Here is a 238-nt window from a genome sequence, read left to right as displayed (position 1 = left end):
AGATTCAAGTATGCTGATTTCTTTGGCAGATGAATTAGATACTTCTGTCAGTGAGTTGCTTGGAGAACCAATAACAGAGCCCGCTACTGATGATTTGAATACAATATCAGAAAAATTAGAAGTAATTAATCTTCAGTTAGCAAAAAGAAGTATGGCAAGAGTTAAAACTGTTCGCTGGTTGCTTATCTCGTTATGCGCGTTAATTACAGTAATATTTATTGCGCTTATTGCTATAAAC

General features: G+C 34.5%; 1 protein-coding gene. It reads left to right on the top strand.

All coding sequences use genetic code 11. The features are described from left to right. Window positions 1–238 (top strand): hypothetical protein (locus tag ACTHSL_RS14165; protein ID WP_440381755.1); only part of this gene is annotated, 238 nt, incomplete at both ends.

Origin of the sequence: Neisseria sp. P0008.S010 (assembly GCF_051962715.1) — a bacterium.
GTDB classification, from domain to species: domain Bacteria; phylum Pseudomonadota; class Gammaproteobacteria; order Burkholderiales; family Neisseriaceae; genus Neisseria; species Neisseria elongata.
This window is presented reverse-complemented; position numbering and strand designations above follow the sequence as displayed.